The sequence below is a fragment of the Pseudomonas sp. BIC9C genome (assembly GCF_034541995.1).
In the GTDB taxonomy this organism is placed as follows: Bacteria; Pseudomonadota; Gammaproteobacteria; order Pseudomonadales; family Pseudomonadaceae; genus Aquipseudomonas; species Aquipseudomonas fluorescens_CC.
Genome location: NZ_JAWDGM010000001.1, coordinates 746,241 through 771,298 on the forward strand (window position 1 = coordinate 746,241; position 25,058 = coordinate 771,298).

The 25,058-nt window shown below is 59.7% G+C and carries 14 protein-coding genes and 3 pseudogenes; 9 read left to right on the forward strand and 8 right to left on the reverse strand.

All coding sequences use genetic code 11. From position 1 onward, the window contains the following. The first annotated feature begins 1 nt into the window (after position 1). The 4 genes from RS887_RS03620 to RS887_RS03635 all read left to right on the forward strand — a co-directional run bounded on the left by RS887_RS03620 (position 2) and on the right by RS887_RS03635 (position 4,200). Entirely contained in the window at positions 2-1,513 is a 1,512-nt protein-coding gene (locus RS887_RS03620; RefSeq protein WP_322614405.1) for a cytosine permease, read from the forward strand. 171 nt (positions 1,514-1,684) lie between these two features. Further along, on the forward strand, positions 1,685-3,064 hold the full coding sequence (locus tag RS887_RS03625) for a sodium:solute symporter (protein ID WP_322614406.1): 1,380 nt from the start codon (positions 1,685-1,687) through the stop codon (positions 3,062-3,064). Between the two features lie 85 nt (positions 3,065-3,149). Continuing rightward, positions 3,150-3,875 carry an MBL fold metallo-hydrolase gene (locus RS887_RS03630; protein ID WP_322614407.1) on the forward strand — a complete coding sequence of 242 codons (726 nt, stop codon included), beginning with the start codon at positions 3,150-3,152 and terminating at the stop codon, positions 3,873-3,875. Positions 3,876-3,948: 73 nt separating this feature from the next. Then, positions 3,949-4,200 carry an acyl carrier protein gene (locus RS887_RS03635; protein WP_111280385.1) on the forward strand — a complete coding sequence of 84 codons (252 nt, stop codon included), beginning with the start codon at positions 3,949-3,951 and terminating at the stop codon, positions 4,198-4,200. A gap of 114 nt (positions 4,201-4,314) precedes the next feature. Here RS887_RS03635 and RS887_RS03640 read toward each other — a convergent pair whose 3' ends face one another. Beyond that, positions 4,315-4,443: a PA1414 family protein gene (locus tag RS887_RS03640; RefSeq protein ID WP_007914492.1), complete on the reverse strand. Its 129-nt coding sequence runs from the start codon at positions 4,441-4,443 to the stop codon at positions 4,315-4,317. Positions 4,444-4,578: 135 nt separating this feature from the next. After that, positions 4,579-5,472 (reverse strand): putrescine utilization regulator PtrR, encoded by an 894-nt coding sequence (ptrR, locus tag RS887_RS03645; protein ID WP_322614408.1) that lies wholly within the window; start codon positions 5,470-5,472, stop codon positions 4,579-4,581. A gap of 104 nt (positions 5,473-5,576) precedes the next feature. On the opposite strand from ptrR, the pseudogene RS887_RS03650 reads away from it, so the two are divergent. Further along, a pseudogene (locus RS887_RS03650) lies at positions 5,577-6,759 on the forward strand (MFS transporter). On the opposite strand, the pseudogene RS887_RS03655 reads toward RS887_RS03650, so the two are convergent. Next, positions 6,704-7,632 (reverse strand): annotated as a pseudogene (locus RS887_RS03655) (DMT family transporter). The pseudogenes RS887_RS03650 and RS887_RS03655 sit on opposite strands and share 56 nt — an antisense overlap. 195 nt (positions 7,633-7,827) lie before the next feature. Then, positions 7,828-8,664 carry a S1 RNA-binding domain-containing protein gene (locus RS887_RS03660; RefSeq protein ID WP_008018234.1) on the reverse strand — a complete coding sequence of 279 codons (837 nt, stop codon included), beginning with the start codon at positions 8,662-8,664 and terminating at the stop codon, positions 7,828-7,830. Between the two features lie 351 nt (positions 8,665-9,015). On the opposite strand from RS887_RS03660, the gene RS887_RS03665 reads away from it, so the two are divergent. The 4 genes from RS887_RS03665 to RS887_RS03680 all read left to right on the forward strand — a co-directional run bounded on the left by RS887_RS03665 (position 9,016) and on the right by RS887_RS03680 (position 11,831). Continuing rightward, complete coding sequence (locus RS887_RS03665) at positions 9,016-9,204, forward strand: hypothetical protein (RefSeq protein ID WP_322615253.1); 189 nt, start codon at positions 9,016-9,018, stop codon at positions 9,202-9,204. Positions 9,205-9,403: 199 nt separating this feature from the next. Further along, on the forward strand, positions 9,404-10,273 hold the full coding sequence (locus RS887_RS03670; RefSeq protein WP_322614409.1) for a DUF6279 family lipoprotein: 870 nt from the start codon (positions 9,404-9,406) through the stop codon (positions 10,271-10,273). A gap of 187 nt (positions 10,274-10,460) precedes the next feature. Then, positions 10,461-11,195: a thioredoxin family protein gene (locus RS887_RS03675; protein WP_322614410.1), complete on the forward strand. Its 735-nt coding sequence runs from the start codon at positions 10,461-10,463 to the stop codon at positions 11,193-11,195. A 165-nt stretch (positions 11,196-11,360) separates the two neighbouring features. Then, a complete protein-coding gene (locus RS887_RS03680; RefSeq protein WP_322614411.1) occupies positions 11,361-11,831 on the forward strand; it encodes an AraC family transcriptional regulator in 471 nt (156 codons plus the stop codon). Positions 11,832-11,943: 112 nt separating this feature from the next. On the opposite strand, the pseudogene RS887_RS03685 reads toward RS887_RS03680, so the two are convergent. The 4 genes and pseudogenes from RS887_RS03685 to RS887_RS03700 all read right to left on the reverse strand — a co-directional run. Beyond that, positions 11,944-12,339: pseudogene (locus RS887_RS03685) on the reverse strand (hypothetical protein); the annotation flags it as partial. 108 nt (positions 12,340-12,447) lie between these two features. Then, entirely contained in the window at positions 12,448-13,002 is a 555-nt protein-coding gene (locus RS887_RS03690) for a suppressor of fused domain protein (RefSeq protein WP_322614413.1), read from the reverse strand. Next, positions 12,999-18,920 carry a DUF637 domain-containing protein gene (locus RS887_RS03695; protein WP_322614414.1) on the reverse strand — a complete coding sequence of 1,974 codons (5,922 nt, stop codon included), beginning with the start codon at positions 18,918-18,920 and terminating at the stop codon, positions 12,999-13,001. The genes RS887_RS03690 and RS887_RS03695 overlap by 4 nt, the downstream gene beginning before the upstream one ends. Then, positions 18,917-24,931: a hypothetical protein gene (locus tag RS887_RS03700; RefSeq protein ID WP_322614415.1), complete on the reverse strand. Its 6,015-nt coding sequence runs from the start codon at positions 24,929-24,931 to the stop codon at positions 18,917-18,919. The genes RS887_RS03695 and RS887_RS03700 overlap by 4 nt, the downstream gene beginning before the upstream one ends. Positions 24,932-25,058 lie beyond the last annotated feature (127 nt).

Consider the following 25,058-nt stretch of genomic DNA (forward strand, 5'->3'; position numbering starts at 1 on the left):
CATGAATAACAACAACAAAGACCAAAGCCTTACGCAAATTGAAACCCACGGGGTCGAACAGATCCCGGACAACGAACGCACCGCAGGCCCGACGGACTTGTTCCGGATGATCTTCGGTGGTTCCAACACCTTTGCCACCGCCGTCCTCGGCAGTTTCCCGGTACTGTTCGGCCTGTCTTTCCAGGCGGGCGTCTGGGCGATTGTGCTGGGCGTGTTGCTGGGTTCGCTGATCCTCGCGCCAATGGGCCTGTTCGGCCCGATCAACGGCACGAACAACGCCGTGTCTTCCGGTGCGCACTTCGGCGTGCACGGACGGATCGTCGGTTCGTTCCTGTCGCTGTTGACCGCCATCGCCTTCTTCTCGCTCTCGGTGTGGAGTTCGGGTGATGCGCTGATCGGTGGCGCCAAACGCCTGATCGGCCTGCCGGAAACCGACCTGACCCTGGGCCTGGCCTACGGTCTGTTCGCGATTCTGGTGCTGACCGTGTGCATCTATGGTTTCCGCTTCCTGCTGTGGGTCAACAAGATCGCGGTGTGGAGTGCCAGCCTGCTGTTCCTGCTTGGCGTCTTCGCCTTCGCCGGTCCTTTCGATGTGAACTACGCCGGTAGCGTCAACTTGGGCCAACCCGGTTTCTGGGCTGCCTTCATCGGTGCAGCATTGGTGGCCATGAGCAACCCGATTTCCTTCGGTGCGTTCCTCGGCGACTGGTCGCGTTACATTCCGCGTGATACTTCCAAGCGTCGCATCATGGCGGCGGTGGTGATTTCGCAGATCGCAACGTTCATCCCGTTCCTGTTCGGCCTGACCACCGCGACCATCGTGGCGATCAAGGCGCCGGACTACATTGCGGCCAACAACTATGTGGGCGGCCTGCTGGCAGTATCCCCGACCTGGTTCTTCCTGCCGGTTTGCCTGATCGCAGTGATCGGCGGCATGTCCACCGGCACCACCTCGCTCTACGGCACCGGCCTGGACATGTCCAGCGTGTTCCCACGGGTACTGTCGCGGGTCAAGGCCACGCTGCTGATTGGTGTGATGTCGATTGCCTTCATCTTCATCGGGCGCTTCGCGGCCAACCTGGTACAGAGCGTGTCGACCTTCGCCGTACTGATCATCACCTGCACCACCCCCTGGATGGTGATCATGATCATCGGCCTGCTGGCCCGTCGCGGCTTCTACTGCCCGGATGACCTGCAAGTGTTCACCCGTGGCGAGAAAGGTGGACGTTACTGGTTCACCCACGGCTGGAACTGGCGTGGCATGGGGGCCTGGATCCCGAGTGCCGCGGTCGGCCTGTGCTTTGTGAACCTGCCGGGGCAATTCGTCGGCCCACTGGGCGAAATGGCCGGTGGTATCGACATCAGCCTGCCTGTGACCCTGGGCCTGGCCTCGGCGGTTTACCTGGTCCTGCTCAAAATGTTCCCGGAAGCCAGCGCTGTGTACGGCCCGCACGACCTTCGCAACAAGAGCACGGATTCGCTCGCTAAACCGGCGATGCAACCCGTCGCCTGATTAAACGCACTACCCCTGTGGGAGCGGGCTTGCTCGCGAAAGCGATCGGTCAGTCACATCGATTTTGAATGTGCCGCCGTCTTCGCGAGCAAGTCGAATCGTCGCACCGCCGCTCCCACAAGGGATTGATTTTCAGCCTCACATAAAAAAGACAATCGGAGACACGCCATAATGGCTTTGGATTTATTCGTTGTACTCATCTACGCCGCCGCGATGCTGCTTCTCGGCTATTACGGCATGCGCAAGGCCAAGACCAACGAAGACTTTTTGGTCGCCGGTCGTAACCTCGGCCCAAGCCTGTACATGGGCACCATGGCTGCCACCGTTCTGGGCGGCGCGTCCACCGTGGGCACCGTGCGTCTGGGCTACGTGCATGGCATCTCCGGTTTCTGGCTGTGTGCCGCACTGGGTTGCGGGATCGTCGCGCTGAACCTGTTCCTCGCCAAACCGCTGCTGAAACTGAAGATCTACACCGTTACCCAGGTGCTGGAAAAACGCTACAACCCGATGGCCCGCTCCGCGAGCGCGGTGATCATGCTGGCCTACGCGCTGATGATCGGCGTGACCTCGATCCTGGCAATCGGCACCGTTCTGCAAGTGCTGTTCGGCCTGCCGTTCTGGATCTCGGTACTGCTCGGTGGCGGCGTCGTGGTGATCTACTCGGCCATCGGCGGCATGTGGTCCCTGACCCTGACCGACATCGTCCAGTTCATCATCAAGACCGTAGGCCTGATGTTCATCCTGTTGCCAATCTGCATGTACCGCGTCGGCGGCTGGGATGAGCTGGTGATGAAACTGCCGGCGGCTAGCTTCAGCTTCACCACCATCGGCTGGGACACCATCATCACCTACTTCATGATCTACTTCTTCGGCATCCTGATCGGTCAGGACATCTGGCAACGGGTGTTCACCGTCAAGACCGCCAAAGTGGCTCAGGTTGCCGGTACCGCTGCCGGTATCTACTGCATCCTCTACGGTCTGGCCTGCGCCCTGATCGGCATGGCTGCACACGTACTGATCCCGGATCTGGACAACGTCAACAACGCCTTCGCCGCCATCGTCAAACTGTCCTTGCCGGACGGTATCCGTGGCCTGGTGATCGCTGCCGCACTGGCCGCCATGATGTCCACCGCCAGCGCCGGCCTGCTGGCCGCTGCCACCACCCTGACCGAAGACCTACTGCCGAAACTGCGTGGCGGTAAACAGTCGAGCCTGGCGATCAACCGCCTGTTCACCCTGTTGACCGGCTGTGTGGTTCTGGCCATTGCCCTGGTCGTGAACGACGTGATCAGCGCCCTGACCCTGGCCTACAACCTGTTGGTGGGCGGCATGCTGATCCCGCTGATGGGCGCCATCTTCTGGAAACGCGCCACCACCGCCGGTGCCATCGCCAGCATGGGCATGGGCTTCGCCACTGCGCTGCTGTTCATGTTCAAGGACGGTCTGGACGCCAATACCCCGATCTATTACAGCCTCGGCGTAGGCCTGGTGAGTTTCGTGCTGGTCAGCCTGTTGTCCCCTCGCCCGGTAACTGTGGCCAGCGCTGCCTAAGCTGAACATAACGACTTGATGCTTTCTTCGACGGGTGTGGCGTCGGTTGCCACACCCGTTTTTTTTCGTCTGGAGAAAACGTTTTATGAAAATTGTTTCTCGTGACCAGTGGTTCGAAGTGAAATCGCTCAGCGACGGCATCCGCCTGATCCACGAACCGTACATTCGGCCTTTCTACCGCTGCAACCTCTGGCACATCCAGGGCCGGGACAAAGACCTGCTGCTGGACAGCGGCTCGGGCCTGGTCAGCCTGCGCGAGCAATTGCCGTGGATCACCGAGCGACCTCTGGTAGCGGTGGCCAGTCACTGCCATTTCGACCACATCGCCGGGCATCACGAATTTCCTGAGCGCCTGGTACATCCCGCCGAGGCGGACATTCTCGCCGCCCCCGACGGTGATAACGACCTGAGCAAGGCCTTCGTCGGCGATGACATGTTCGAAGCCCACCCGGATTGCCCGCTGTGCTACGCCGAATACCGGGTCAAAGCCGCACCGGCCACGGGGTTTATCGAAGACGGAGATGTGCTGGACCTGGGCAACCGGGTGTTGCAAGTCGTGCACACGCCGGGACACTCGCCGGGGGGCATCTGCCTGTACGAAGCCGCCACCGAAACCCTGTTCAGCGGCGACATCATCTACGACGGCCCGCTTATCGAAGACGCCTACCACTCCAACCTTGACGACTACGCCCGCAGCCTGCAACGCTTGCGGACGTTGCCGATCCGCACAGTGCATGGCGGACATTTCGGCAGTTTTTCCGGGGCACACTTGCGCAGCATGATTGACGAATGGCAGCGCTCACACGGCTGAAGCCTGCTGTACTCAACCGCAGGAACTGCACCGGCACGGAGAGCCAAAACGACGTCCTCCTGGAAGAACGCTCATGAAAAAAGCTGCCGTTCGTGCTGTCGTGCATCGCTACATCAGCCGCCTGCTGGAAAGCCGGGATGACTTCGACGACAACGCCAACCTGGCGCAGTTGGGACTGGATAAGGAAGATATCGAAGAACTGATCTTCCATCTGGAAGATGAGCTGGGTGTAACGGCGTTTACCGCCGAGGAAGACCGGATGCTGAAATCCGCCAGGACGGCGAATGATTTGAGCCGGTTTTTACTGGAGATCGGACGGTATTGAGATGGGTTGCCAAATGCGCAGTCTATGACCATCAGGATTGAATGGCAGCATGCTGTTCTGTGCGAGGGGGCTTGTTGGAACAAGCCCACCCTTACTAGCGATCTGGAGTCTGCTTTACCGGCGACGTTGCTGGCGTCGACGCTGTTCGTCATCAGTACGAATAGGCACTGGTTGCAGTGGCGGCTCGATCAACCCGAGAGCGACGCCCAGGTCATGCAGCCAGTTTTGGATTTTCTCTTTCATGGTGCCCCCTTCAGGGTAGTGCCGAGCGGCCAAAATTCTGAAGCCCGTTCGCACTGATAATAGTCCGAAGTCCTACGCAATGCTCGTGCAAAGTCGCAATGATCTGTTACTGAATCCATCACAATCAGCCTGTGTTCAGGCAATTTCCTGCGTCGGCACCGGTGCCGGCGGAAATACCACCTGTTGCTGCTCGATCCAGGCATTCAGGTTGGCCCCGACCATGCCCTTGCGCCACATCAGCCAGGTGGTTGCGCTGGCGAACGGCTCGGCCAACGGATGCACCGCCACACTCTCACGGCCCGGCAAACTGGCGAGCATCGACTCCGACATCAGCGCCACACCGGAACCGGCAATCACACACGCCAGCATCCCCGGATAGGATTCGATCTCCATCGCCCGTCCCATGGCGGCGTGGTCATGGGCGAACCAGGCTTCCAGGCGCATGCGGTAGGAACAACCCTGGCGAAAGGTAAACACCGCGCGCCCTTCCACATCCAGCGCACTGCGCACCGGCGGATGATCGGCCTCGCTGATCAGCACCAGGCGCTCGTCGCACAAGGGCACCCCGTCGAGCCCGGCCAGCTCCATGGGGCCATCCACCAGCGCGGCATCGAGTCGACCGGTGAGCAGGCCTTCGAGCAATTCCCCGCTGGGGCCGGATTGCACTTGCAGGTTCACGGCCGGATACAAACGGTGGTAGCGCGCCAATAGCCCCGGAAGGTGAATCGCGGCGGTGCTGTACATGGTGCCGAGCACGAAGTCGCCCGCCGGTTGCCCGCCCTGCACTGCCGCGCCGGCTTCGTCGCGCAAGGCAAACAGCTTGGCGGTGTAGTCCAGCAAGACTTTTCCCGCAGGCGACAGCTGCAAACGCTGACGTTCGCGCAGGAACAGTTCGACGCCGAGTTGCTCTTCCAGCTGCTTGAGCCGGGTCGACAGGTTTGACGGTACTCGATGCAGCCGTTCGGCGGCTCGGGTGATGGACCCTTCTTCGGCCACCGCCTGGAAGATGCGCAATTGGCTGAACTCCACGACACTCTCCAAAACAGAACAAGTTACTCAATATTATTCATTTTTAAAGAAAGTCAATCAGTCCTAGCCTGACGGTCATTGATCCTCTGAACGGAATCCAGACCATGTCCCCCCTGATTCGCTTATCCGCCTGTTTTGTTGCCCTGATGATGGCCATGGGCATCGGCCGTTTTGCCCTGACACCGCAACTGCCGCATCTGCTCAGCGAAGGTCAGATCGACCTGACCGCCGCCGGGCTGATTGCCGCCGCCAACTACCTCGGCTATTTCATCGGCGCGGTGGACGCCATGTTTTCCCGGCGTCCCGCGCAAGTGCGCCAGCGCTTGCACGGCGGATTGTGGCTGTGCGTGCTGCTGACCCTGGCTTCGTTCTGGGCCAATGGTTTCTGGTCGCACCTGCTGCTGCGCTTCGGCACCGGTGTAGCCAGCGCCTGGGTGCTGGTGATGATCACCGCCCTGAGCCAACCGCTCGCGGCAGCGGCCGGTCGTCCTCGGCTCGGCGCCCTGGTCTTCGCCGGACCGGGCCTGGGGATTTTTCTGACCGGTTTGTTGGCCCTGGGCTCGAATCTGCTGGGCCAGACATCCGCCACCTTGTGGCTGGTGTACGCCGCTGTGGGGCTGGCCATGCTGTTGGGGATCCTGCCGTTCCTGCCACAACCGGCCGCCACCGCGACTGCTGCACCCAGCGCCAGCCCGTCGCCCACTCAAGGCATCGGTCGCCTGGGCTTGATCTATGCCTTGTACGGATTGGGCTACATCATCCCGGCAACCTTTTTGTCGCAAATGGCTAACGCGCAATTCCATGGCCAATGGCAGGCCGACCTGTTCTGGCCATGCTTTGGCCTGGCGGCGGCAACCGGTGTGGTGCTGGTGAGTTTGCGTCGGCAGAAGCCCGACGCCACGCGTCACTGGTTGATGGCGACGTTATGGCTGCAAGCTGCTGGCGTTTTCGCCTGTCTGCTGGGCAACGGGCCTGGCCTGGCGTTGGGTGTGATCCTGTGCGGCACGCCGTTCCTGGCCTGCATGCAACTGGTGATGCAACGCTCCCGGGAACTGGCGCCCCACGCCACCCAGCGCAATGCCGGCCTGCTGACGGCCTGCTTTGCCGTGGGTCAGCTCAGCGGGCCATTGCTGGCGGCGCTGAGCAGTCATTTCAGTGGCGGTTTGCAGCCGGCACTGGTGGTCGCCGGCTGCGGCTTGCTGATCGCCGGCGGTCTGTCGCTCCGCGCCGGTCAGTTCTGCCCCAGGGCTTTGCGCAAACGACGGCGCAACCACTGTTCAGCGCTGACAAACGTGATGCCCGCCAACACCAGCACTGCACCGATGATGAAGTTCAGGCTCAGCGCCTCGCCCAGCAGCACCACACCGAACGTGACGCCGAACAACGGCGTCATGAACGAAAACACCGCGAGGTTCGCTGCCAGGTAACGGCGCAGCAGCCAGAACCAGACCAGGTAACTGAAGAACGACACGACCACGCCCTGAAACAGCACACTGGCGACTGCCACGGAAGTCAGGCTGACGTGGGTGATCTGGCCACTGAGCAGCGCGATCAACAACAAACCGAAGAAACCGACGATCAACTGATAGAACAGCGTCAGGGTCACCGGCGCTTCCGACAGCGCGAGGCGCGCACCACCACCGTGGTCGCGCCCCAGGCTGCGCCCGCCAGCACACCCAGGGCATCGCCCATCAACATGCGGTAATCAAAGGTTGTCCCAGGACACTCCGCCGGCAAACGCGATGGCAATCCCGATAAAGGCCAGGACAATCCCCAGCCATTGCAAGGGTCGCAAACGCTCACTGGGCGGCAACCAGTGCACACCCAATGCGGTGAAGATCGGCGCGGTGTGAGAAACACTGACATGTGCGCCGCCGTGGTCAGTTGCAGGCCTTCGGAAATGAAGAAAAACTCAGGCCGAACAAGGCACCGGCCAACAGGCCACCGCGCCAGGTCGTCCCCACCTGGTTCCAGCCGCCCTTCCAGCAGATCAGCAACCCGACCAGCAACGCCGACATACCGGAACGTCCGGCCGCCTGCATCACTGGCGCGATATCGGCCGCCGCCCATGATCATCACCTGTTGAACGCCCCAGACCAGGCACAACCCGACCATCACTTGCAGGGCAAACCCGTCGGCGCTGCGCCGGGTGGCGCTCACCGGAACACCTCGAAGACACAATCCATGGCAAAGACTCGGCAGTAAAAGCAAAACCCCGGCCTTCTCACTGGAAAAGAAAACACCGGGGCGAAAAATCATGTTGTCGATTATCAATCAGAAGGCCAGAAAATGCCGCCTGTCAGAGACCTCTACTTCTCTGCTTGCGCCACCCTGGCTCTCTGTATTGTCAGAACATCAACTGAGTTCGATGCGATCGGCATGAATGACGATCTGGCCATTCTTGTACAACGCACCAATGGCCTTCTTGAAGTTGCCCTTGCTGACACCGAACAGGCTGCTGATCAATGCCGGATCGCTCTTGTCACTGACCGCCAGGGAGCCGTTGTTTTCGCGCAGCTTTGCGAGAATCTTCGAGTTCAGGCTGGTGGCCGCTTCCTGGCCGACCGGCTGCAGGCTCAGGCTGATCTTGCCGTCGGCGCGAACTTCCTTGATAAAGCCCTTTTCTTCTTTACCGGCGCGCATGAACTTGAAGATTTCGTTCTTGTGGATCAGGCCCCAATGCTTGTTGTTGATGATGGCCTTGAAGCCCATGTCCGTGGCTTCGGCCACCAGCAGATCCACTTCCTGGCCTGCGGTGTAGTTGGCCGGGGTCTTGTCCAGGTAACGATCCAGGCGCGCGGTCGCGGTGATGCGGCGGGTGTGTTTGTCGAGATAGACGTGCACCACCACATACTCGCCCGCCGTCATCTGACGCTTCTCTTCGGAGAACGGCAGCAACAGGTCTTTCGGCAAACCCCAGTCGAGGAATACGCCGATGCTGTTGACTTCAACAACTTTCAAACTGGCGAATTCACCGACTTGAACTTTCGGTTTTTCAGTAGTTGCGATGAGTTTGTCATCGCTGTCCAGATAAACAAAAACGTTGAGCCAGTCTTCATCTTCAGTAGGAATATCTTTTGGAATATAACGATTAGGCAGAAGGATTTCGCCATCCGCGCCACCGTCCAGATATAAACCGAAGTTAGTGTGTTTAACCACTTGCAAACTGTTGTAACGCCCGACTAAAGCCATGTCCAATACCCTCATTGCGTGGGCGGCATTCTACCCGGTTTTGAGCGCTGCGTTCGGCACCCGGCCCGGTGGCACGCGAAAATCCTCTGAAGGCCTTAATTTTCCCGGGTTTTCATCGCACACCTGGCCGCTCGTCAGACCGATCCGGGCATTTACGCCATGCCCAGGCAAGCGTAACGCGGTATTTTTCCAGGCAATGTTCTTAGTTAAAACAGCGGCTTAGACACCTATTTCGAATATTGGCCGATGATTAATTACCCCGACCTCACGATTATTGCGAGGGGATATTTGCCAAGCAATTACCAGGTGATTCCTGTACGATGCCTGGCCAAGTTAATTTTCTACAGGTTAATGGCCGCCATGCGCGTAAAAGCATCCACCAGCAAACCAAAGCCAGCTCCAGCCGTCGAAACCAGCGAATCGATCAACAGCCAGATCGCTGCGTTCCTCAAGTCCGGCGGTGAAATCCAGCAAATTGCCAAAGGCGTCAGCGGCCAGACATTCGGCCCGTCCAAGCAGATCACCCTGGGCAAAAAGTAATCCCCCTCGCTTCACCTGGTCCCAAAGCGCTTTGAGCTTCGAAGCGCTTGGACTGGAACTCTCGTTTCTCCCCGCCGATACTCCATCAAATCCTGTGAACATCGACGAGCGGCAGCCATTGCTCGGCTGAACTGTCAGGCTCATCCTGGGTTCACATAAGAATCAGACCCCGAAGACTGGCTATCGCAAGGATTCGCCCATGTCCCGCTGGTTCAAACATATTGCCGTTGTGCTGACCATCGCCCTCACCCTCGGCGCGTGCAACCGCATAGGCCTGGCCTACCGCAACCTCGACGTGATCATCCCGTGGACGCTCAGCGACTACCTGGACATGAACGGCGAGCAAAAAAGCTGGCTGAACGAACGCCTGAAGGAACACCTGAGCTGGCACTGCACCACCCAACTGCCCGGCTACCTCGACTGGCTGGACCGCCTGCAAACCATGATCGCGACCAACCAGGTCACCGATGCCACCTTGCAGGCACGCACCCACGAAGCCGAACAGGCGATCGCCGAGACCGCACGGGAAATCACCCCGTCGGCCATCGAATTGTTGCAGGGGCTGAATGACAAGCAAGTCGCCGAGATGAATGAAGCCTTCGCCAAGGACCGGCGCCAGCGCCAGGAGGAATACCTCAAGCCCTCCCTCGACCAGCAGATCAAGGAGCGTGGCGAACGCATGGAAAAGCGTTTGAGCGACTGGCTCGGGCCACTGAGCACCACCCAGCAACAGCGGGTAGCCACATGGTCCAGCGCCTTGGGCGAGCAGTACTCCCAGTGGCTTGCCAACCGGGTCCATTGGCAGAAGCAGTTCAGTGCAGCTGTTGCCCAACGCCAGAGTCCACAATTCCCACAACGCATCGAGATACTTCTGGTCAATCGTGAGAGTTTGTGGACACCCGCCTATCGTCAGGCCGTTGCCAACACCGAAGCCCAGGCGCGTTCACTGTTCGTGGATCTGATGGCTGAAAGTACGCCGAACCAGCGTGAGCGTTTGCTGAAGAAAATCGAGGGTGTGAGGAAGGACTTCAGTGATCTGAAGTGCTTGAAAGCAGCGAAACAAGGCTAAGTGCTACACAAATCCCATGTGGGAGCGAGCCTGCTCCAGTACCTGTAGCGGGTGGTCATTGCCGGGAATACTGCTGTCGTTCAGCCGCGCTCTTACTGACGACCGACCAGCGGTATGTCGAATTCCACACAAGCCAAACGACTAGGCTGTGTAAGCCCCCTCCCCGCCCCACGCAGGAGAAAACGTCATGAACATCCAGAATCATCCCGTCGTGTCACGGGAAGAATGGCTCGCCGCCCGCAAACAGCACCTTGCCCACGAAAAAGCCTTCACCAAAGAACGAGACAAACTCAGCGCCGAACGCCGCGCCCTGCCTTGGGTGAAAATCGACAAGGACTACCGCTTCCAGGGGCCAAGCGGAGAACTGAAACTGGCGGACCTGTTCGGCGGCCGCAGTCAGTTGGTCATCTACCACTTCATGTTCGCCGAGGGCTGGGATGAAGGCTGCCCCGGTTGCTCGTACTTGAGCGATCACATCGACGGCGCCAACCAACACCTGGCCCACCACGATATTGCAGTGGTGGCGGTTTCCCACGCACCGTTCGCTGAATTCCAGGCGTTCAAGCGGCGCATGGGCTGGAAGTTCGACTGGGTGTCGTCAGCAGGATGCGACTTCAACTACGACTTTGGCGTCTGTGCCCGGGCCGAAGAGGTCGCCGCCGGAAAGGCTACGTACAACTACGAAAAAACCGACGGCGCCGAGGAAGAACTCCCCGGCCTCAGCGTGTTTTATCGCAATGACGCCGGCGACATTTTCCATACCTACTCCACCTATGCCCGGGGCCTGGACTTGCTGGTCGGCGCCTACAACTACCTCGACCTGACGCCCAAGGGTCGCAACGAGGACGAAATCATGGAGTGGGTGCGGCATCATGACAAGTATGAGGAACAGGAGAAGTCGAGCTGCTGTCATGGTGGTTAGCCCCAGACACCGAGGCGCGGCCTTCGCGGGCAAGCCACGCTCCCACGGGTTTTGTGTCGTACACAAGGTATGTGTTCACACCAGGCCCCTGTGGGAGCGGGCTTGCCCGCGAAGAGGCCCGACCATTCAACACAAAGTCCCCAGATAAAAAACAAGGCCAAGACAATGAACGTCACCCTCAAAACCCTGCCCCCGGCCCGCATCGCCTACCTGCGCTACACCGGCCCCTACGGCCCGGAAATCGGTACCTTCTGGCGCGAAACCGTAGCCCCGTGGATGATCGAAAAAAACCTGCTCAACCGCGTGCGCTACGGCATCGGCCACGACGACCCGAGCACCACACCGCCGCAATACTGCCGCTACGACGCCTGCGTCGAAGTGCCCGCCGACTTCGAGCCGAAATACCCGTTCGCCGTCACCCACCTGCCCGGCGGCCGCTATGCCGTTGCCCACTTCAAAGGACCGGCCAGTGAAATCCCGGCGGCGTGGGGTGAATTGTGCAGACAGTGGATGCCGGAAAGCGGATTGGCCTACGACCAGCGTCCGGGTTTCGAGCGGTACCCGGTGGAAGCTTCCTACGACGAGAATACTGGCGTGATGGAAATGGACATGTGCATCGCCATAAAAGACCAATAATCCCCCAAAACCCTGTGGGAGCGAGCTTGCTCGCGATGGCGGACTAACACCCGCTGCGAAGGTCGACTGACACACCGACATCGTCGATTCGCTGTTCTGTGCGATCAGCACTAATGTCGTGGGTCAGCGCCGCATCTTGCTCGGCCGTCAGGGTGACGCCCAGCGACAGGTTGAGTTCCTGTTTGCTGGCGATGGCGTTGTTCATCAGGTACTTGAACATGGCCTCGTCCGAGGTCAGGCCATCGAGAAAGCGTTGACCGGTACGGGCGACCACCGCTTGCTGAATCAGACGTTGTTCATAAAGGCCATCGCCGAGGCGCTTGGCGCTGTCGTCAGGATCGTAGCCGAGGTTGCCCAGCAGGTAGTCCGAGCTCATGAACTGCTTGAGGTCGGTGAGTACCGGGTTGGTTTCGATCAGGTATTTGTTAGCGTTGCTCGGCGCCTTGATGTCCGGTAGGGCGGTAATATGGCTGAAGGGTCGGTTGTCGGAAATTGCGGGCAGATTTATTTACTGGTCATGCACTATCCCCGCACAAAAAATTCCTGGTGCGATTCTTTATTCCGTCAACGCATGTATTGGAGGACCTAACAAGTAGAAAATAAAAAGTAGAGGTAGTTATCCCACAATAGGCGCTCTGTTTAGCTCCCAGAGATCAGGATCCATATGCTCAAGTACATCTTCAAACTGACTCCAGCCATTGGACTTGACAAACTGAGCCTCAGTTTCAAGCAGCGGAACTAACCACACCATTACAGTATGCGGCGAGGACTCTTTATAAGTAGAAAAGCCCTCATCAAACAAAACAGGAATAGAGGCATATAGAGAATTGACTGCCACCCCCGTAATCAATGGTGCACTAGGCCCTATAACGTCTCCGCGAAGCAATGCTTGATCCTTTGCCAAAACATAATCACAAAAGGAAAGCATAAAAGATGCAATTTCTTCAGCAGCAAACTTTTCATAAGCGGTAAAGACAAACTCTTGCCTAACTTTACGCCCCTGCGACATTTGCAATGGAGTATTACTCAGGCCAAGCGTGACATAAGTCACCGCGCCGTCGAAGGGTTGATTCCTGAAACGTACAACCTGTACTGGGCTGGAGTTTTCGCTAAAACTCCAGCCTAAGTCTAGCGCCCCAAGCGTCTGCTCAATGTGTGAGACTAAAGTCATTGATCAGCAGGCCTCGCCCCACGTGAACGGTTACAGCCCGGACATTCGAGCCTCGTACCGGTGTTGTATTCATCTAATACCTCTGAACGCGTTTTCCCGGAAAGGTCACGCTGACTCCAAGGAGGCTGGTGGTCTACATCCCAATCTCTTCGCCCCTGCCCTGGAGCAACACCCACATCTGTGCTGCAGGTAGGGCATGCTTTTGTCCCTGGTGCAGAACCAGTTGCTGCGTTATCCCAAGAATCTTGAACTGTTTGCTTTCTAAAACCGGATGGTCTCTTTGTTACATCTGCTACGCCATTGGCGAGATTGTCTACGGTCCCTGTAGCTTTTGCACCTCCTTCCGCCAACGCCGCACCGAATTTTTTCTCCAAGGCCTCCAGAATCTCTTTGCCTACCGGGCCAGAGATTGCCACCGCCGCTTTACCCTTCCCGGTTGGCGTGGGGAAAAACAGGTCAATGCCCAGCCCGACAATTTGCTCCGTCAGAGTCGGCTCAAAGAAAATTTCACGAAGATCCCCAGGAGAGAATTGATTCAGAAATTCAACAGTTCTAGGGTTCAGCTTCGCAGGGTCTTTTTCACCATCGGCAATTTTCTGCAGGTCTGCCAGTACATCCTGTGGCTGCAGATCCACAAACTGGTTTTGCTCATGCAGGGTAGCGAAGCCTTTCTCCAAACGGGCTGCTGCCTCTCTGTGCACTTGCTGATTGTAACGCTCGGCATTGCCCGCTACCCAGCTTGCAATCTCTGGATCGCCACCACCCATGGCGCCAGCCAGAACTCCGATAATCTGAGCGGTGCCCACCTTGAATTGATCATCGGTGGCAAAACGCGAATCCAGATAGTTACCTAAGGCCTCGGTTGTAATCGCATTCAGCCCCTCCACTGCCGCCCCCGCCAAGGCTCCAGTCTTGAAGTCGCCCCCCCTTGCCGCCGAAAGTGCACCTCCCAAGATTGCATGCATCAGTATTTTCTGTGCCGACCCTGGATCGACGTTCAAATGATCGGCAAGGTCTCCAACCTGTTTATTGCCAAAGGCAGCGGCAAGATCCAGCCCTTCAGAGACCAGGGAGGCACCCAGATTGTCTTTTAAACTGCCTCCGTTGATGGCTGTGTTGATAGAGCCTGCAACCAGTGCATGTGCCGTGCTACGCAGGACGTTCTGACTGATGGTGTTCCAATCCAGCATGCTTGCCGAGTAGCCGGGATTCATGATCCCGTCCGCTTTCAGAATGAGCGCTCCATCGGTACTCCAGCCACTCACCATCCCATCGAGACCATTCAATGCATAGCCGGTAGCAAATTGCGTGGCATAACCCTTGATTGCATCTTTGCTGACGGTGGCTTTCAGGCCAGCCCCCAAATCGCCACCGCTATTCACGGTACCCACGGTGAAGTTGGTGGCCACGGCTCCCATCATAGGACCGAGAAACATGCTGGCGACAATGGCAATGACTAACGCAGATGCAGCCCCGAGTCCGGAGTTGTCATACTTCCAGCTGTCATGGATTTCCTTGACCAGCCTCCAATCGACCTGACCGTTGGCTTCTGCCTGTTTTATCCACGCTAGTTCGGGCTCAACTTTCACCATTGCATCAATGGTTTCACTAACGGTTTTCTGATCAATCTGTTTTATGTCGATCGTGATTTTTCCTGCGGCCCTCATTGCGAGCTCGCCCTGAGCCACCAATTGACTTTGGCGCACGGTTTCGTCGGTATTGCCCTTACCCTTGGCGCTGGTCCAGGCTAGGTTGCTGCTACTCTTCTCGTGGCTCTCCTGGTGCAGGTCCTTGACCGCTTCGAAGGTGATACTGCCGCCGCTGTCCAGGGTCAGGTCCTGGCCACTGTTGAGCTTGGCGCCCTGGTAACGTTGATCGCCACCACTGATCAGGCTCAGGTCACCACCGGCTTGGATTTCACTGCCGAAGTTTTTCACATCGGTGACTTCATCGCGCTGGGTCTTCTTGCTACCGAAGCGGCCCTTCTTCTTCATGTCATACAGCGAGTAATCGCTGTCCTGTGCAGCCAGCAACTCAAGATTGCCGCCCGCCACCAGGTAGGCTTCATCACCGGCGCTGACCCGGCTGGAGAGCAGGGTCAGGTCCTGGCCGGCACTCAGGGCGACGTTGCCGCCGGCGGTGAGGCGGGTGCCGACCTGGCTGACGTGGTCTTCCTGCGTCGTGACTTTTTTGGATTTGCTGTAGCTATGCGCCTCGTCCGCTGCCGAGGCCAAAGTGAGGTTGTCCGTGGCGGCCAGGGCGATGTTGCGTTTGGCGTCGAGCTGGCTGGCGATGACGCTGATGTCGCGCCCCGCGTTGACCGAGAGGTCACGACCGGCGCTGACCGAGCCACTCATCTGGGTGATGTTTTGGTCGACAAAGCTGCTGCCGCTCGCAAGCTTATTTTCGGCCTGCGCGGAAACCAGATTCACATCCCGACCGGCGTTGATCGTAGTGTCGCGGCCGCTCTGTAGCATCCCGCCGATGTTGTTGACGTCACGACCGGCCTTGATGGTCAGGTCGTTGGCGGCTTCGATGCGGGCGGCGCTATCGGCGTACGCGCGGCCGGTGCTGAAATCACCATTGCTGGCTTGCGCGGTGGTCACGCTGCGCTCGTTGATCACGTCACCGTTGACGGCAGTAAGGGTGACGTCACGGCCCGCGATGATGCCGCCGGCCTTGTTGACGAGGTTGTTTCCCGCAAGCAGGTCGAGGCGGTTGCCGGCTTCGACCAGGCCGCTGTTGACCAGGTCATTGCCGGCCATGGCAGCCAGGTTGTTGCTGGCGCGCAGAGTACCGGCGTTGTTCAGGTCTTGCCCGGCGATCAGGGTCACGTCGCGGCCCTGGATCAGCGCCCCGTTGGGTGCCAGGCGATTGTTGGCGTTGGCCAGGTACAGCACCGGCACCAGCACGTCCTCGCCATTGACCTGCATGGTTTCCATCCAGACGATGTCGTGGGTGAGTGCTGCGACCTGTTCGGCGGTGAGGGATACGCCCAGCGACAGGTTGAGTTGCTGTTTGCTGGCGATGGCGTTGTTCATGAGGTACTTGAACATGGCCTCGTCCGAGGTCAGGCCGTCGAGAAAGCGTTGACCGGTACGGGCGACCACCGCTTGCTGAATCAGGCGTTGTTCATAAAGACCATCGCCGAGGCGCTTGGCGCTGTCGTCAGGATCGTAGCCGAGGTTGCCCAGCAGGTAGTCCGAGCTCATGAACTGCTTGAGGTCGGTGAGCACTGGATTGGTTTCGATCAGGTATTTTTGCGGTTTGGACTGACCGCTACTGCTCGGCAGGCCTTGCACCCGGGCGACGGTCTGGCTGGCTGCCGGGGTGATTTGCGCAATGGCAGGCGATGTCTGGCCGGGCAGCGGAGCTACGGCGGCGAGTTGCTGTTTGCTGGCGATGGCGTTGTTCATGAGGTACTTGAACATGGCCTCGTCCGAGGTCAGGCCGTCGAGAAAGCGTTGACCGGTACGGGCGACCACCGCTTGCTGAATCAGGCGTTGTTCATAAAGACCATCGCCGAGGCGCTTGGCGCTGTCGTCAGGATCGTAGCCGAGGTTGCCCAGCAGGTAGTCCGAGCTCATGAACTGCTTGAGGTCGGTGAGCACTGGATTGGTTTCGATCAGGTATTTTTGCGGTTTGGACTGACCGCTACTGCTCGGCAGGCCTTGCACCCGGGCGACGGTCTGGCTGGCTGCCGGGGTGATTTGCGCAATGGCAGGCGATGTCTGGCCGGGCAGCGGAGCTACGGCGGCGGGTTGACCTGGCAGCGGAGCGACGACACCGGGCTGACCCGGCAGCGGAGCGACTACTCCGGGCTGACCTGGCAACGGAGCGACTACACCGGGCTGACCTGGCTGCGGAGCGACGACACCGGGCCTACCTGGCAGCGCAGCGACGACACCGGGCTGACCTGGCTGCGGAGCGACGGCACCGGGCTGACCTGGCTGCGGAGCGATGACACCGGGCTGACCTGGCAGCGGAACGACGACACTGGGCCGACCTGGCTGCGGAGCGACGACACCGGGCTGACCTGGTAGCGGAACGACGACACCGGGCTGACCGGGTAGCGGAACGACGACACCGGGCTGACCTGGTAGCGGAACGACGACACCGGGCTGACCGGACAGGTTCGCGCCGGTTATATCGCTGACTACAGTAGCAGCGGGCGCATCGGCGCTGTGCCCCGGCACGACGACGCTGCCGGCACCGCCATCGCTCGGCGCCGTGACATTGATCGACGATGTGTTGCTGATAACGCCGGCACCTTGACGGGCGTCCGCGACCACCTGACGGCTGGCGGCCGAGGCCTGTGTGATATCGCTCAGTTGGATATCGCGCACCTGAGCATCCGGCACGGTCTGGTCGCGTTGAGCCAAGGCGAGACTGGCGCCACCGAAGGTCCAGCTTTGTGGCGCAGCGTTAGCCTGAGTTGCCTGGGCACCGCTACCGCCCTGCCCGCTCAGGCGGAACAGGCCGTTCTGGCCGGTTGGCAGGTTGAAGCCCGGCAGTGTCAGGGGATTGATCTGCTGTTGGGCCAGGTTGGGAGGTAGTTGGGCGTTGAGGTTGACGATGGTCGGGGCGGGCTGCCCATTGAGCTGGGTCGAGCCGACGCGTGATGCACCGGAACCGATGACCACTCCTTCGCGAATCACACTATTGGTGAGATTTTGCGACGCGGTGATGCTGACTGCACCACCTGCCTGCACAACCGCATTAGCGTAAGACGATGGGCTGTTGTAAGTCACCGTGGTGTCGAAGGGAATTGCGGACTGGATCGCGTCCGGTGCAGCGGTCCGAACACCGTCGCCGTAATGAGGAAGCGTAAAGTCGTACCATAAGGATCCAGCAGGCACGGTGATGTATACCGAACCAAACCTAATGTAGTTTTCCCCGTTTTTGCCGCCAGGGTGAGGTGCCACCTGTATTACGGATTCGGCTCCGGAACTGTTCCAGAAATGGAGGTTAGGCCTTGAGAATGTCGGGTTGCTGCCGCCAACGTATCCCAATGATCCCGGATCGTAGGAAGGATCATTGGCAGCGTTGTAAGCCATGATCGAATTCCATAGATTCAAATCGGTAGTCTGTTGCCCTGCAGTAAGAGCAATAGATCGCCGCACGTTATAGTCGCCTACAGAAGCCCCTTGATTCGTAAAGGTCTGCAGGTTGAACGTGAGGTTGTTTCCTGCGCTGATGGTCGACGCCTGATTGAGAAACACCCCGCCGTTTGCCAGAAAGTTACGACCAGCCGTCATACTGGCCGAGGCGGAATCCTGAGCAATCTGCGACTGGTAGTTTTCCACCCAGACCGCATAGCTGCTTAAGCCCAACGGGGCAAGAGGATCGAGCGAAGAGCAGGTGTAGCACTGCACGCCGATCTCGCCAGAGACCAACCCGCCTGTGGTCAGGAATACGTCCTTGCGGTTCTCGATGGAGCTGGACGCCAGGCTCAGGTCACCACCACTCTCGATGGTCGCCGACACGTTGGAGATCGACGCACTCAATCCATTGTTGTCGTCCCTGGCGATGCTGACGTTGCCGAGGCCATAGACATCCGCGTAGCGGTTGGTGAAGTTATCAGTGCGCAGCGCCATGTCGCCGCCGCTGAAGATCAGGCCATTCTGGTTGAGGATGGAGGAGGCGTTGACGCGCAGGTTGGCACCACTGCCCAGGGTGCCCTGGTTGTTCAAGTAGGCGGCATTGACGGTCAGTGCCCCGGCTGAAGTGAGGCGTCCGAGGTTGGTCAGGCTGCCACTGCTACTTACGGTTCCACTGGCGCCAGCCGTGATACTCGCCACAGGGGTAAGGTTGATCTGCGCAGCACTCAAACCAAGATTGCCGACACTGCTCACGCTGCCATTGCCGCTATAAACACCGCCCAGGTTGAGGGCAAGGCTACCGCTGCTGGCAATCAACCCATCGTTGTACCAATTGCCCCGCTCCCCGTGAAACTGTCGGAGGCCAGGAGTTGGCCGCCGGCGGTTTGGCTGAAGTTGTTGACGTTGACGTTCAGGCGCCCGGCCTGAATGACGCTGCTGTTGGTCCAGGTGTCCGCATTGAGCGTCAGGCCGCCACGGGTGACGATGCTGCCGCCGGCGTTGACGACGCTGGTCATGGACAGGCCAAAAGTGCCGGTGCCGACATGCAACAGGGTGCCGCCAGTGTTAAGGAAGTTGCCGGCAGCAAGGGTCAGGTCGCTGTTGGCGCTTTCGACGGTGCCATTACGGTTATCGAGCAGGCCACCGATGTTGAATTGGGTAGCGCCACCGGTGCCGAGGGCACGTAGTTGGCCCGTCTGGTTGTCGATACTCGCGGCGGAGATCGCCAGGGTACTGTCGCTTTCGATGATGCCCAGGCGGTTGTTCAGAGCACCGCTCAGGGTCAGGTCGATCTGGCTGCCGGCGATCTGGCCGTCATTGCTGCCGCTGTTGTCGAAGTTGTTACCAGTGACACTGACTCGGCCCCGGGCGTAAAGGCCGCCATTGCGGTTGTCGAAGTCAGCGGTATGAATGATCGTATCGCCGGCTTGCGCAGCGATACGCCCGCCGTAGTTGTTGATGCCAGCCAGCGCGGTCAGGTCCAGGCGCTGGGCCTGGGTGACGCCGCCCTGGTTGTTGTTGGTTGGGTCGTAGCTGTTTTTCAGTACGCCGGTGAGGTGGGCGGTGAACGCGCCTTGCAGGCTGGCCAACACGCCGCCGCGGTTGTCGAGGTTGCCGGCAATGACGGTCAGGTCGCTGCCTTGGGCGATGATGCGACCGCTATAGTTGTCGATGTCACCGGCGACAGTGAGGCTCAGCGAACCCTGGCTTTGCAGCACACCCAGGTTGTTGGCCAGGTTGGCGGCTTGCAGTTGCACGCCACCATTCTTGCTGTAGATCAAGCCATCGGTGTTGTTCTGCACGGTGCCCGTTGCCGCGAGCAATAGTTGACCGTTGGCGGCCACGGTGCCGCGATTGTTGTTGTCGAGGCCGCCGGTGAGCAGGGTCAGCAGAGACTGGCTCGCCAGTTGCCCACCCTGGTTGTTGATCTGGCTCGCACCTTGAATCAGTAGCGGGCCGGCACTGGCGAGTTTGCCGCTGGTGTTGGTCAAGACGCCGAGCAAGTCGAGGGTGACCGCGCCATTGCCAACCAGGCTACCGGTAGTGTTGTCCAGGTGGGTACCGGTGAAGCTCAGGCTCTGTTGCGCGTTGATCACACCCGCCGCATTGCCAAGGGTCATGGCTTGCACGACGAGGGCCGCACCGCTGTCGATCAGGCCATTCTGGCTGTTGTTCAGCAGGCCGCTGAGGGTCAGGGTCTGACCGGCGCCACTGGACAGGATGCCGCCGCTGTTGTCGAGGCTGGCGGCGTTGACGGTGAGTGCACTTTGGCTGACCAAGGCACCGGCGCCACTGTTGAGCAAGTCACCACTCAGGGTCACGCCGAGGTTGCCGTTGCGGCTGGAGAGCGTGCCGTTGTTGCGGTTGTCGAGGCTGGCGCCTGTCACGGTGAGGCCCTGCCAGCCGGAGATCAGGCCGTTCTGGTTGAGCAGGTTGCCGGTGGCGTTGAGGCTCAGCAGGTTGCTGCTGATCAGTTTGCCGCCATTGTTGTCGAAGGTGCGTCCGGCCAGAGCAACACTTTGGCTACTGGAAACTTCACCGCCCTCGTTGTTCAGATCACGCAGGTGGCTGATGTTCAGTGGACCCTGGGCGGTGATCAGGCCGTTGCGGTTGCTCAGGTCGCCGCCACTCAGGTTCAGGCTGATGCCGGCACTGCCGAGCAATCGACCACCATTCTGGCTCAAGGCGCCGAGGGTCAGGTCGATGTCGCTTTTTGCCGACACTTCGCCGCCGCTGCTGGAGTCCAGGCTGTTGGCAGTCAGGCTCAATCCGCCCTGGCTGTTGATCAGGCCATTGGCGCTGTTGTCCAGGGCCGCTGCGTTGATTGTCAGCGCCGTGCCGCCGAGCAGTTGGCCGCCCCGGTTGTTGAGGCCGGCGGAATTGAGGTTGAGTGTCTGCGCAGCGTTTATCAGGCCGTTGTTCTGGTTGCTCAACAGGCCATTGACGTTGAGCGCGAGGTTGCCCCGGCTGGTCAGGAGCCCGCCGCTGTTGTCCAGCGTACCGGCGCCTGTGTCGAGGCTGGTGGCAGCGATCATGCCGTTGATGTTGCTCAGTGCCTGAGTGACGCGCAGGGTCAGGCCCTGGTTGCTCAGAAGCTTGCCGCCGCTGTTGTCGAAGTTTTGCGACGCCAGGGTAAAGGCTTGGGCACTGGAGATTTCCCCACCCTGGTTGGCGACACCGTTGAGGTTGTTCAACAACAGTAGCGGTGCATTGATCAGGCCACCCTGGTTGTTCAACTGGCCGTTGTTCAAGTCGAGGGTCAGGGCGCTGTTGCTGAACAAGGTGCCGTTTTGCTGGTCCAGCTCCGTGAGGCTGACGGTCAGTGCATCGCTACTGCCGATGCTGCCACCTGCCTGGTTGGTCAGTTGTGCGGCGATCACGTCGAGGCGACCGGCGCTGCTGACCCGGCCACTCTGGCTGTTGTCGAAGGCACCAGTTTGAATCGAGACGGGGCCTTTGCCGCTGATCCGACCCTGCTGCCGGTTGTCGAGGCTGGCGCTGTGCAGGTTGAGGTCGGCGTCGGTGACCAGTTGCCCGCCCTGGTTGCTGATTGCCCCAGCGCTATTGACGCTCAAGCTACCGGCGCTGGAAAAGCTGCCTGCCGTGTTGATCAGATTGCCCACCCGCGCGCCGAGTGAACCTTCGCTGCTGAACAGGCCGAGGCTGTTGTCCAGCGTAGCGCCGAGGTCAACGTCGATGCTCTGCTGACTGAGCAAGGATCCGCTGGTGTTATCCAGCCCGGTGCCGGTCACGCTTAATCCGGTCTTGCCAAAGAGCAGGCCTTTGTTGCGGTTGATGATTTGATCGACTGTCAGCAGCAGGGTGTTCTGGGCAAGAATTTGTCCATTGTCGCTGTTATCCAGTTGCTGGCCGACCAGGGTCAGGTTGCCCTTGGTGGAGAGTTCGCCACCACGGTTGTCGACGTTGCCAACCTTGATATCCAGTGTGCCCGTCGCACCAACGAAGCCGTTCAGGCGGTTGTCCAGGCGATCGCCGGTCAGGCTCAGGTTACCTTGGGCGATCAGTTGCCCGCCCTGTTGTTGCAAGCTGCCAATGCTGGCGGTGACGTCTTGTTTGCCGGCGATCTGCCCCAGGCTGTTGTCCGTTGTAGCAGCGCTGAGCAGCAGTTTGCCGTCGGCGATCAAGGTGCCGTTGTGGTTGGTGAAGCTGTTGTCAACGGCCAGAGTCAGGCCGTCACGGCTGCTGATCAAACCGCTGCTGTTGTCCAGACTGGCGCTATGCGCGTTCAGCGCGGCAGCGGAAACGATGCCGTTGATGTTGCTCATCGCCTGCGCCAGTCGCAGCTTCAGCGCTTGATAACTGAGCAGCTTGCCGCCGCTGTTGTCGAGTGTTTGAGCGTCGACAGTAAAGGTTTGGGCGCTGGAGATTTCGCCATTGTTGTTGGCGACGCCATTGAGATTTTTCAGCAGCAACGCGCCGGGCGCATTGATCAAGCCACCCTGGTTATTCAACTGGCCGTGGTTCAGATCAAGGCTCAACGCCGTATTGCTGAACAGCTCACCGCCCTGCTGGTCGAGGCCCGTGACTGCTGCAGTCAGCGCCATGGCACTGGCAATCCTGCCAGTGTCCTGGTTGATCACTTGGGCGGCGCTCATGTCCAGGGTGTTGGCGCTGGTCAGGCGACCGCCGTGGCTGTTGTCGAAAGCACCGGTACTGACCCGGGTCGCGCCTTTGCCGGACAGCACGCCGCTGTTTCGGTTATCAAGACTGGCACTGTTGAGGGTCAGCCCGGCATCGGTGGTGATCGAGCCACCCTGATTGCTCAGTACGCCAGTGATCGTTACGGTCAACGCATTGGCAGCGGACAGACTGCCCGCACTGTTGTTCAGGCTGGCGGCGTTGACCGTCAGAGTCCCTTCGCTGCTGAGCAGGCCGGCGCTGTTGTCCAGATCGCCCGCAAGGTTGATAGCGAGACCCTGCTGGCTGGCGAGCGTGCCCCCGGCATTGCTCAGACTCTTGCCGTTGAGGCTGAGCGTGTCGCCGAACAGTAGCCCCTTGTTCTGATTGATCAGGCTCGCAACGCTCAGTCCCAGTGCGGTGCCCGCCAGTACCTTGCCGCCGTCGCTGTTGTTCAGTTGTTGGCCGACAATGGCGACATCAACCTGACTGGAGATTTCACCCCCGCGGTTGTCGATGTCACCGACATTGAGTTTCAGCGCTTTTGTCGCCCCGAACAAACCGCCCCGGCTGTTATCCAGCGTGGTGCCAGTCAGCGTCAGAGTGCCTTGGGCGACCATCTCGCCACCCTGCTGGGTCAAGGTGTCGACATTGGCAATCAGGTCGCTCTGACTGGCGATACGACCTGCGTTGTTGAGCACTACGCCTGCTTGCAGTTGCAGCAAGCCCACGGCGCTAAGCAAGCCGCCCTGGTTATCCAGATGCTGACCGGTGAAACCAATGCCGGCCTTGCTGCTGAGCAGGCCTTGCTGGCGGTTATCCAATTGATCGATGTAGAGCTGCACGTCCTTGTCGGCACGAATGACACCGCCGCGATTGTCCGACGAGCCATTGCGCAAGGTCAGCAGATTTTTGCCCGAGATGCGACCACCGCGGTTATCCAGGCTCAGGCTTTGCAGGTTCATCACACCCTTGGCCTGCACGCTGCCGCCGCTCTGGTTGTTCAGTAGGCCGCCGAGGCCGAGGTCGAGGTTACCGTCAGTCACCAGGCTGCCCGCCTGACGGTTATCCAGGCTTGCGGCGCTGATGCTCAGCCCTTGCCCGGCCCCCAAAGTACCGGCCTGGTTATCCACGGCGCCGCTGATCATCAGGCTCAGGCGCTGATCGGCCAGCACCTGACCGCCACCATTGCCCAGGCTCATGGCTACAAGGGTGGTGTTGCCGGCGCTGGACAGTTCACCGCCCTGGTTGAGCAGTGCACCAGCCAGTTGCAGGCTCAGGTCGGCATCGCTGCTGATGCTGCCGTTGCTGTTGTCGAGCCGAGCGGCGCGCGCATCCACACTCGCTGCCGAAATCAACCCTCCGACGTTGGTCAGGGCCTGATTGATGCGCACGGTCAAACCCTGGTCGCTGAGCAGCTTGCCGTCGGTGTTGTCGAGACTTTGCGCCGTCAGGCTGAACGCCTTGGCACTGGAAATTTCACCGCCCTGGTTAGCGACGGCATTGAGGTTTTTCAGCAGCAGGTGACCCGGTGCCGTCAGCAAACCACCCTGGTTGTTCAACTGGCCATTGCTCATGTCCAGGGTGACATCCGTGTTGCTGAACAATTGCCCGCCCGCGTGCTGATCGAGGCCGGTGACGGTTGCGGTCAACGCCATGGCGCTGGCGATGCGGCCAGCCACGCTGTTATCCACCTGGCTGGCCGTGAAGCTGAGCGCGCCAGTGCTGGTCAGGCTCCCGCCTTGCTGGTTGGTGAATGCGCCGGTGTTGAGTACCACGCCTTTACCGGCGATGCGACCTTGCTGGCTGTTATCGAGACTGCCGCTGCTCAAGGTCAGACCGGCGTCGGTCAGCAGGACGCCGCCCTGGTTGGCAATCGCGCCACTGCTGGTCACGGTCAATCCGCCCACGCCGGATACGCTACCGCCATTGTTGCCCAGGCTCGCCGTTTGAAGCGTGAGCGTGCCGTCGCCACGCAGGGTGCCCTGCGCGTTGTTCAATTGATTGGCGAGGGTCAGGTTGAGATTGCGTTTCGCGTACAGGCTGCCCGCCCCGCTGTTGTCCAGCTGCCCGGCGTTGAGCTGGACATCACGCTGCCCGGCGATCACGCCCTTGAGCTGATTGTTCAAGCGGTCGAGGCTCAGTGCGATGTCGCCGTTGGCCAGGATCTGGCCGTTGCTGTTGTCCACCTGACTGGCGCTTAACGCCAGATTGTGTTGAAAAAGTCGGATTTTCAGCTCGCCTGAACTCAGGCTCGGCCACCTCTGGAGAACCTATTCACCACGTTGCGTGGTTTTTCGGCCCTTCGTTAACCTT